This window comes from Metallibacterium sp., from assembly GCF_054637675.1.
The window spans coordinates 1-9794 of sequence record NZ_JBTSRB010000073.1; the positions used below are offsets into that span (position 1 = coordinate 1).

The 9794-nt window shown below is 65.3% G+C and carries 7 protein-coding genes and 2 riboswitches; of the genes, 6 read left to right on the plus strand and 1 reads right to left on the minus strand.

Going from position 1 to position 9794, the window contains the following annotated elements; all coding sequences use genetic code 11:
* Nucleotides 1-237: 237 nt before the first annotated feature.
* The gene (cfa, locus tag ACYDAT_RS14955; RefSeq protein ID WP_461451133.1) at nt 238-1356 is read right to left on the minus strand and encodes a cyclopropane fatty acyl phospholipid synthase; all 1119 of its coding nucleotides are present in this window, start codon (nt 1354-1356) and stop codon (nt 238-240) included.
* Between the two features lie 275 nt (nt 1357-1631).
* Nucleotides 1632-1698, minus strand: a riboswitch (Fluoride riboswitch).
* 274 nt (nt 1699-1972) lie between these two features.
* Nucleotides 1973-2035: riboswitch (Fluoride riboswitch) on the plus strand.
* Nucleotides 2036-2133: 98 nt separating this feature from the next.
* Here cfa and ACYDAT_RS14960 point away from each other — a divergent pair.
* From ACYDAT_RS14960 to ACYDAT_RS14985, 6 genes are read left to right on the plus strand one after another with little or no spacing between them, the layout of a single operon-like run.
* Nucleotides 2134-3075: a respiratory chain complex I subunit 1 family protein gene (locus ACYDAT_RS14960; RefSeq protein ID WP_461440235.1), complete on the plus strand. Its 942-nt coding sequence runs from the start codon at nt 2134-2136 to the stop codon at nt 3073-3075.
* Nucleotides 3076-3080: 5 nt separating this feature from the next.
* The gene (locus tag ACYDAT_RS14965; RefSeq protein WP_461440236.1) at nt 3081-3761 is read left to right on the plus strand and encodes a hypothetical protein; all 681 of its coding nucleotides are present in this window, start codon (nt 3081-3083) and stop codon (nt 3759-3761) included.
* 1 nt (nt 3762) lies between these two features.
* Nucleotides 3763-5217, plus strand: coding sequence for a proton-conducting transporter transmembrane domain-containing protein (locus ACYDAT_RS14970; RefSeq protein ID WP_461451135.1), 1455 nt, complete (start codon nt 3763-3765; stop codon nt 5215-5217).
* Nucleotides 5214-6680 (plus strand): hydrogenase large subunit, encoded by a 1467-nt coding sequence (locus tag ACYDAT_RS14975; protein ID WP_461440238.1) that lies wholly within the window; start codon nt 5214-5216, stop codon nt 6678-6680. Before ACYDAT_RS14970 ends, ACYDAT_RS14975 begins: the two co-directional genes overlap by 4 nt.
* 10 nt (nt 6681-6690) lie before the next feature.
* Nucleotides 6691-7530, plus strand: a complete 840-nt coding sequence (gene nuoB, locus ACYDAT_RS14980; protein WP_461451137.1) for an NADH-quinone oxidoreductase subunit NuoB — start codon at nt 6691-6693, stop codon at nt 7528-7530.
* Complete coding sequence (locus ACYDAT_RS14985; protein WP_461451139.1) at nt 7523-9478, plus strand: proton-conducting transporter transmembrane domain-containing protein; 1956 nt, start codon at nt 7523-7525, stop codon at nt 9476-9478. The genes nuoB and ACYDAT_RS14985 overlap by 8 nt, the downstream gene beginning before the upstream one ends.
* Nucleotides 9479-9794: the final 316 nt, after the last annotated feature.

Here is a 9794-nt window from a genome sequence, read left to right on the forward strand (position 1 = left end):
GCATCCCCGGTTGCGAGATCGAAACGGGCGACATCGCGCATGCGTTCAAGCGAAGGCTTCATCCGCCGGGCGCTTGATGCAGACATCAAGATACGCGCTACGAACCAGGGACTCGGTACGCCAACGTACATTGCTGGGCGACGCGCGCATGGTTTTGCGCTGCGTGATCCACGACGTGCGCAGCGGTGCGATGCCGCGCCGGCGCGACGCGGGCTTGAGCGCGGAGCCCCGCGACGCTCAGCGCGGCACGCGGTAGCCGCCGGGCACACCGTTCGGTGACAGCGTGAGCTGCCACAGTTGGTCGCGGCGGGTGCGGAACACCGCGGCCGAGGTGCACAGATAAAAATGCCACATGCGCTTGAAGCGTTCATCGTAGTGCGCGGCCAGTTGCGGCCATGCCGCGTCGAAATTCTGTTTCCACGCGCACAGGGTACGGTCGTAGTCGGTACCGAAGTTGTGCCAGTCCTCGACCACGAACAAACCCTCCAGCGCGGTCGCGACTTGGCTGGCGGCGGGGATCATCGAGTTGGGGAAGATGTATTTCTCGATCCACGGATCGGGTTTGCTGGGTGAGTCGTTGTTGCCGATGGTGTGCAGCAGCGAGAGCCCTTCGGGTTTGAGGCAACGATGCACGGTTTCAAAGTACGTGCGGTAGTTGCGCCCGCCGACGTGCTCGAACATGCCGATGGAATACGCCGCGTCGAAGGTCTCTTTGACCTCGCGGTAGTCCTGCAGACGAATCTCGATGGGCAGACCACGGCACAGGTTTTGCGCCCAAGCCGCCTGTTCTTTGGACACGGTAACGCCCACGCCGCTGGCGCCGTAGCGCTCGGCGGCGAACTTCAGTGCTTCGCCCCAGCCGCAGCCGATGTCGAGCACGCGCATGCCGGGCTTGAGCCGCAGTTTGCGGCAGATCAGATCAAGCTTGGCTGCCTGCGCGTCATCGAGATTGTCGGCCTGCGCCCAGTAGCCGCAGCTGTACACCATGCGCTTGCCGAGCATGGCCTCGAACAGATCGTTGCCGGTGTCGTAGTGGCGCTTGCCGATGTCCCATGCATGGCGTCCGCGCTGCAGGTTGAGCCAGCGCGCGCGCAAGTGCGAGATCAGCGTGTCGAGATTGTGCAGCCGGTCGTCGATATGCGCACCGATGACGCGCGTGAGCATGCCGGTCAGATCGGCGACGTCCCACCAGCCATCCATGTAAGCCTCGCCGAAACCCAACGAGCCATGCGCGAAGGTGCGCGCGTACAAGCGGTCGTCATGGACAATGGGGTCGGTGGGTCGCTGACCATTGATGTGCACATCCGCAATGGCCAGCAATTGCTGTGCACGGCAACGCAAACGTGCCTGACTCATGACACCACCTCGCCAGCCGGGTTGCCGAAGCCGTTTGCTGGGCGTGCCAGGTCAGCGTGACGCCATGGCGCAGCGGGCGCCGTCGGCGCGTGGCCAGTTGCAACGCCGCGACACACACATGGCAAGCCGGCGCAAGTTGCTGGAACCATGAGCGACCACCTCGATGCAATGAACATATCCAGACTCCACGCAAGATACTTTCAGCGCGCGGGACACGAACATGCCTTGACAGGGTTCGCCGGGCGGACCCTACCGAGACAGGCGCGATGATCGCGCGTTCGGTAGGCATCATTAGCCTTGCGGCGTTTGCAACAGAGGGGGAATGCCATCCCCTGCGAAAATCTTCCCAGAGCTTGCATTCGGATGTCAATGCATCCGTGTGGCGTTGGTAAAGCGCTGAGTGCGCGCGCGCAAGCGCTTGTCGTGTGCCTGTGTGTCGCAGGGCGCGGCCCTCTATCCGGCGTGTTTCCAAGGCCACGGCGCGTGCTTGAGCGCAGTCATCGAGGACGTTGGAAACTCCTTGCGGGAAACCCGGTCAGAGCGTGGGCACGCTGAATGTTCAATCGCTGAACGCGATTGACAAGTTCCCCGCGTCAGCATGTAATCGACGCACAACGCACCAGCAGGCGATGGAGTTCGCCTGGAATGCCCGCAACGGGCTGATGACTCCTACGAGACCCACCACCGGGAGTGATGGCATGCCTCGCAGAAGTACGCTGAACCTGGCGCACAGGGTTCCTGCATGTTTTTTCCATGCCGCCGCGCGGAGTTCCGCGCATGCGTGACGTGCTGCTGCAGATCGGTCAGGTGCTCACGGTGCTGCTGGCGGCGCCGCTGCTGCAGGGTTTCATCCTGCGCTACGAGGAGCGCGTGCAGCGCGCCACCGGCCCCGGACTGCTGCAGCCCTGGCGCGACCTGATCAAGCTGTTCGGCAAGCAGACGGTGTTGCCGGATTCGGCGAGCTGGATCTTCATCGTCGCGCCGTTCGTGGCGTTCACGGCGATGCTCACGGTGCCGATCCTGATTCCTGTGCTCACCAATTACCCGCTGCCGCTATCGGACATGGGCGACATCCTCGGCGGCGGCCTGATCCTGACCCTGGGCTCGTTCTTCATCAACCTGGCCGGCATGGACTCGGGCAGCAGCTACGGCGGCATGGGCGCCAGCCGCACGGTGCTGATCGGCATCCTCGCCGAGCCCATCCTGATCCTGGTGTTCGTCGGCATCACACTGATGGCGCAGGCGATGCTGCCGTTCGTGGTCAATCACCTGCTGGTGCGGCACATCGAGGTGTACTGGAGTCCGGCGCATCTGTTTCTGGTGGCGGCGTTTTTCGTGCTGCTGCTGGCCGAGACCGATCGCCTGCCGATCCACTCCAGCACGCACATCGAGGTGTACATGATCGAGGAGGCGCGAGTGCTGGAGTATTCCGGCCCGCTGCTGGCGCTGCTGAAGTGGGCGGGGATGATGAAGCAATTCATCCTCTACACCATCTTCGCCAACGTGTTCATCCTGCCGTGGGGGCTGTCGGCGCAAGGCAGCGCGATCGGCGTGCTGGGCACGCTGGGCGCCATCGCGCTCAAGTTCGCGGTCATCGCCGGCGCGGTGATCGGCGTGGAAACCGTGCAGTCGCGTCTGCGCTTCTACCGCTACCAGGAACCACTGGCGGCGGCCTTCGTGTTCGCCGTGTTGGCGATGGTCGCCAACCAGATCCGGTGATGCCCATGGTTGCCCTGCATTTCACGCCGCTGCTGGCCTCGATTTTCAGCCTGATCGTGATCGGCGCGCTGGTGCTGGCGTTCGTGATGCTGGGCTCGCGCTGGCTCAGGGATTACATGGTGGCCTTCGCCGTGCAGTCGTGGCTGATCGCGATCCTCTCGGCGCTGATGGCTTGGGCCGGCGGTTACACTGAGCTGTACTTCGTCGCAGCATTGACTGCGCTGTTTCGCGGGCTGGTGCTGCCGCTGATGTTGCTGTGGGTGCTCAAGCGCCTGCACGTCAACCGCGAACTGCACGAAATCGTGCAGCCTGCCACCGCGCTGGTGCTGGGCGCGGTGCTGGTGATCTTCGCGGTGATCGTGGCCTACCGCATCGGCCATGCGGTGAACATCGAGACGCGCGTGGTATTGCTGGCACTGACGGTGATGCTGGCGATCAAGCTGATCGGATTCCTGATGCTGACGATACGGCGCGAGGCAGTGAGTTCGATCCTCGGCATCCTGATGCTGGAGAACGGCATCTTTCTCGGCTCGCAGATTCTGGTACCGGGCATGCCGCTGATGATCGAGCTGGTGCTGCTGTTCGACCTGCTGGTGGCGGTCACCTGTTTCGCGGTGCTGGTGCGTTATCTGATGGCCTCGGTCGGTGCCACCGGCAGCCATGCGCTGCAGAAGCTGGTGGGCTGAGATGAGCCAATCCGCATTGATCGCCATACTCTGGGCCGCGCCACTGATCGCGGTGCTATGGTCGCTGCTGGTGCGGCGCGCGATGGGTTGGGTCAATCTGCTGTCCGCACTGGTGTGTTTTCCGGTGAGCATCCTGTTGCTGATCGGCGCCGCTACGCCGCGCATTTATTTCGATCAGATGCTGTACGTGGATCGCATCGGCGCCTGGGTAGTGATGTGCGTGGCGGTGGTGTATCTGCTGGCTTCGTTTTTCGCCGTGGATTACATGCGCCACGGCGAGGATGCCAAGCGTCTGCCGAATTTCTACGCGCTGTTCGCGCTGTTTGCCTGGACCATGTTCGCCGCACCCATGGCCAACATGATCGGCGTGTACTGGATCGGCATCGAGCTGACCACGCTGGTCAGCACCTTCCTGGTCGGCTACGAGCGCCGCGCCGAGAGCATGGAAGCGGCGTGGAAGTACATCATCATCGTTTCCGGTGGCATCAGCATCGCCCTGCTGGGTACGGTATTGTTGTATTGGGGCGGCACCTTCGTGCTTGGCCCCACGTACACGCTGGACTGGTCGACGCTGGATGCGATCGCGCCGAAAATGCCGGTAGTCCTGCTGCAACTGGGCTTTCTGCTGGCGCTGGTGGGCTATGGCGTCAAGGCCGGCCTGGCGCCCATGCACACCTGGCTGCCGGATGCGCACAGCGAGGCGCCGGCGCCGGTTTCGGCGATGCTTTCCGGGGCGCTGCTGAATTGCGCGATGCTCGGCATCGTGCGTTTTCTCGCGGCCACCGACATCGCCGGTCACGGCGCATGGCCGCACCGCGTGCTGATCGCGCTGGGCGTGGTGTCCTTGATCGTCGGCGCGCTGTTCATCATGCGGCAGCGCGGACTCAAGCGCATGCTGGCTTATTCCAGCGTCGAGCACATGGGCGTGATCGCGCTGGGCTTCGGTTTTGGCGGTGTGCTCGGCGTGTTCGGCGCGCTGTATCACATGCTCAACCACAGCATCAACAAGACGCTGATGTTCATCGGCGCGGGCAGCGCCGTGCATCGCTACGGCACGCACGACATCGAACAAATGCGCGATGTACCCGCGGCCATGCCGGGCGTCGCGTGGCTGTGGCTGGCCGGCGCCGTGGCCATTACTGGCGCGCCACCGTTCGGCTTGTTTCGCAGCGAGCTGTCGGTGCTGATGGCCGGCTGGCAGGGCAGCGGCACGCGCTGGGTGGCGATCCTGTTCCTGCTGTTGCTGATCGTGATTTTCATCGGCTTCCTCAACCACTTTCGTCTGATGTACGCGCGCCCGGCCACGACGCCGCCCAGCGGACCACTGCCGGGCGTGATGACGTGGATTCCGATGCTGCTGGCGGTGGCCGCGCTGCTGCTGCTGGGCCTGTGGTGGCCGCCGCTGTTCACGCAGTGGTTCGGGCAGATCGCGCACGCGCTGGGGGCGGCGTCATGAGCAATATGCTGGTGCTGCATCTGCGTGCCACAGACGTCCCCGGCAACATCGAGAATCTGCTGGTGCAGGGTGGGCGCATGCAGATGGTGTACGCGAGCAGCGTCGATGGGCGCATCGAGGTGTGTTATCTGGCCGCGCCCGGGGCCGGCAAACCGTTCGAGTTGTGGCGCGTGGATGTGCCACCGAGCGGCCTGCCCAGCATGGCGGCGCATGTGCCGCTGCTGGGCTGGTATGAGCGCGAGATGCAGGATCTTTCCGGTGTCGGCGTGCTCAATCACCCCGAGCCGTATGCGCTGGTGATCGAGCGCGGCACGGATCCCGCGCCATTTTTTGTGGCCATGGACGATGGCCACTACCCGGCGCCGCATGTGCTGCCCGAGGTCGAAGGTGATGACGTGCAGGAGCTGGACTTCGGACCGATTCGCGCCGATGTGTTCGAGTCGGGCCAGTTCCGTTTTTTTTATATCGGCGAGCACATCCTGCGCTACCACCCACGCTTGTTCCTCAAGCATCGCGGCATGGAAAAGCGCTTTCAGGGGCTGACCGCGGATGCAGCCGTGGTAATGGCCGAGCGCGTTTCCGGCGTGGGCGCGCTGGCGCATGCGTTGGCCTTTTGCCAGGCCATCGAGGACGCCGCCGGCATCGAGGCGCCGCCGCGCGCGCGCGTCTGGCGCAGCGTGCTGGCCGAGATGGAGCGCCTCTACAACCATCTGCATTACCTCGGCGCGCTGGCCGATGCGACCACGCTCAAAGTCGGTCAGGCCGAGGGGCGTTTGCTGGAAGAACAAGCCAAGCAACTGGCCGCGCGCGTGTGCGGGCATCGTCTGCTGATGAACGTGCTGCGCCCCGGGGGCTTGCGTCGCGATCTGGCATTGCCATCGGATTTCGTGGCGCACATGGGCAAGCTGGAGAGCGCCAGCCTGCGCTATCTCGATCAGCTCGAGGTGACCTCGAGTTTTCTCGATCGCCTGCATACCACCGGGCCGTTGCCGCGCCAGGTGGCGTTTGATCAGGGTGCCACCGGGCCGGTCGAGCGCGCCTCGGATCTGGATCGCGATTTGCGCCGCGATCATCCGTATGCGGCGTATGCCGAGCATGCACCCGAAGTCGCGTCGCACCAGGATGGCGATGCCTATGCGCGCTATCGCGTGCGCGGCGCGGAGCTGCGCGCCAGTTTCGTCTTGTTGCGCCATCTGCTGGCGCATCTGGTGCCGGGTCCGGTGCTGGCGCCTTGCACGGCGCCCGCCGACAGCATCGGCCTGGGCTGGGCCGAATCGCCGCGCGGCTCGGTGTATTACGTGGTGCACACGGATGCAAGCGGGCGCCTGGCGCGGGTCAAGATCAAATCGCCCTCGTACTCCAACTGGCGCGTGTTTCCGTACACCGTGCATGGCACCAACATGATGGATTACGCCATCAATGAAGCCAGCTTCGGCAGCACCATCGCCGGCTGTGATCGCTGAGGATTGAACCATGGCGCTATGGACCCTGTTCGGACTCGCCCGCGGCCGCGCCAGCAGCGCCTGGCCCGGGGGCGATGCGCAGGCCGCCGGCCAGCGCGGCGTGCAGGGCATGCCACGCGTCACCGTGCAGACGTGTGCCGAGTCCTGCGCGGCCTGCGTCGCGGTGTGCCCCACCGACGCGTTGCGTCGAGTCGAGCTGTCCGCCGCTGCGGATGCCGTTCCGCGCCACGGTATCGCGTTGGATTACGGGCGCTGCATCGCCTGCCAGCGCTGCGTCGAGGTGTGCCCCAGCGGCACGCTGCAAGCCAGCGAAGACTGGGCGCTGGGCACGCGCACGCGCGTGGATTTGCGCTTCGATCCGGAAGTGACGAAAACCTCGACAGAACGCACCGCGCTGGCGCTGCAAAACACGATCGCGCGGCGCTTCAGGCACAGCCTGCATATCCGCCATGTCGATGCCGGTTCCTGCAATGGCTGCGAGTCCGAGCTGCAGGCATTGCTGAACCCGTTCTACAACTTGCATCGTCTGGGCATTTTTTTCACTGCCTCGCCGCGCGCGGCCGACTTGCTGCTGGTCACCGGCACCGTCACCGAGCCGATGCGCGAACCATTGCGTGCCGCGTGGGAGGCCATGCCCGAGCCGAAGTGGGTGATGGCGATGGGCGCCTGCGCCATCAGTGGCGGCATCGCGCGCGAAGGCTATGCCGGCGGCAGCGGCTTGCAGGGACTGATTCCGGTGGACGTGTATCTGCCCGGCTGCGCGCCCAACCCGGCGGCGATCATGCATGCGCTGCTGCTGTTGCTCGGGCGCAGCGAGCAGCACCTGCGCGGAGGGCGCAGCGATGGCTGAGCTGTTCACAGTCGCCGTGCTGGCGCTGCTGCTGGCCGCGGCGCTGGTCGTCGTGTTGCCCGTTCCGGCATTGACGCGCGCGCTGGCGGTGCTCGGCGGCATCGGTGTGGTCATCGCTTGCGCCGGCGCCTTGGTTGGCGCGGAAGCCTTGCGCCTCGCTGGCGTGCCAGCAGCCCATTTTTCGCTGGATGGCGCGGGGCTGTGGCTGACGCTGTTTGGCGCGATCCCGGCGACGCTGGCGCTGGCGCTGGGTAGCCCGGCGGCGCGCCTGCGCGTGTGGTACGTGGGCGCGATCGCGACGATTGTTGGCGCGCTGGGCGTGATGGGCGTGCAGGGCGGCGTGGCGTTTCTGATCGCGTGGGAACTGATGAGCCTGGGCGGCGCGCTGATGCTGCTGTCCGAGCGCCTCGGCGTGCGCGAGGATTCCGGTCACGCCACGTTGCTGATGCTGGCCCTGCTGGAGGTGGGCGCGGTGGCGCTGCTGGCCGGCTGGCTGACCTTCGCGCTGCTCGGCGGCGGCATGGCCATGGACGGGTTCGCCGCAGGGCTCATCGGCCTGCCCGGCGCGGCCGTGGTCGGCCTGGGCATCCTCATGCTGATCGGTTTCGGCGCCAAGCTGGGCTTGCTGCCGTTCTATGAATGGTTCGCCGGCGCCTACGCCAGCGGCAGCGGCGCCAGCGCCAGCCTGATGTCGGGCATCGTGCTCAATGCCGCGTGGTTTGCATTGGCGCGCGCACTGCTGATCTGGCTGCCGCCCGATGAACTGTTGGGCATCATCACCTTGGCGGTCGCCGCGTTCAGCGCGATTCTGGCGGTGCTGTACGCGCTGCAGGCCGATGACTGGCGCCAGTTGCTGGGCTTGTCCTCGGCCGAAAACGCCGCCATCGCCACCTTGCTGCTGGGCGCGGCGCTGATTTTCCGCAGCGCCGGTCTGGCCGATCTGAGCATGCTGGCGTGGCTGGTCGGGCTGCTGCATCTGGCCGGGCACAGCCTGTCCAAGGGCGCGCTGCTGCTGGGTGCCGACGGCGCCTACAGGGCGCGCGGCAGTTATCGCCTGCAACAGTCGGGTTTGCTGCGCGCGAGCCTGTGGACGTATGGCGTCGGCGTGGTGTTCGCCGGCATGAGTCTGGCCGGCATGCCGCCGCAGGCGGGTTTCGTCAGCGAATGGTTTGCCTTCCAGACCTTGTTCCAGAACTTTCAAGTGCCGGATCTGGCGGGGCGTCTGGCCTTGTCGCTGGGCGGCGTCGGGCTGGCGCTGACCGCGGCGCTAGCCTACGCGACCTTCATCAAGGTCATTGGCCTGGGCACGCAGGGCGAGCCCACCGCGAATACCGCGCCGGTGCCGCGCGGCAATGCGCTCGCCGTGGGATTGCTCGGTGTGCTGGTGCTGGTGCTGGCGGTGGGCATGCCGTGGTGGCTGTACGCGCTCGATCCGGTGGCGCAGCACTGGTTCGCGCAGTCCGCGATGCAGTTGCGCAGCGGCTTGCTGCTGGTGCCGCTGACTGCGCACTTCGCCTTCATTTCGCCGACGCTGTTGATCATCGTCATGCCGCTGCTGGCGCTGCTGCCGATCACGCTGGCGCTGTGGTCGCGGCGGCACCATGGCGTGCGTCGCGCGCCGGTGTGGTTTGGCGGCAATCCCCCCGCGCCGCGCGCGGCGACCACGGCACTGACCTTCTCGCACGCGGTGCAGGTGTTCTACAGCTTCATTTATCGGCCGCGTCTGGACATGGAACACGAGCACGTCGAGCGTGAATACTTCGTGCGCCGACTGAGCTTCGAGCAGCGCATCGCGCCTTTGTTCGAGTCGCGATTGTTCCGGCCGCTGACGCGCGCGGTGTGGTGGCTGTCCGATCGCATTGCAGTCTTGCAGTCAGGCGATATGAATCTTTACCTGGCGCTGATCGGCCTGCTGCTGGTGATCGTGCTGGGGGTGGGCGTGCTTTGATTGCGCCCTGGTAAACGGGCGCGACCGAGCCGCGTCGGCATCATCGCGCCAAATGTCCACTCGTCCGCCAGAATGGCACGTCCTTGTGCCGGAGCAATTTTCAGGCAATTGACATTTTTTCCGTCAACTTGGTAAGTCAGTGCTATCCAATGTAATCACGGTCACTGGTACGCCGGTTGAACGATTTGCCTGCGCTCAGGTCGCGCGCTGCTTCGGCAGCAGCCGCTCGTATTCATGCTTGACCACCGCGTAGCACTCGCAGACGCGCCGCTCCAGCCCGGCCCGATCCAGCACGGTGATGTGGCCACGCTGGTAC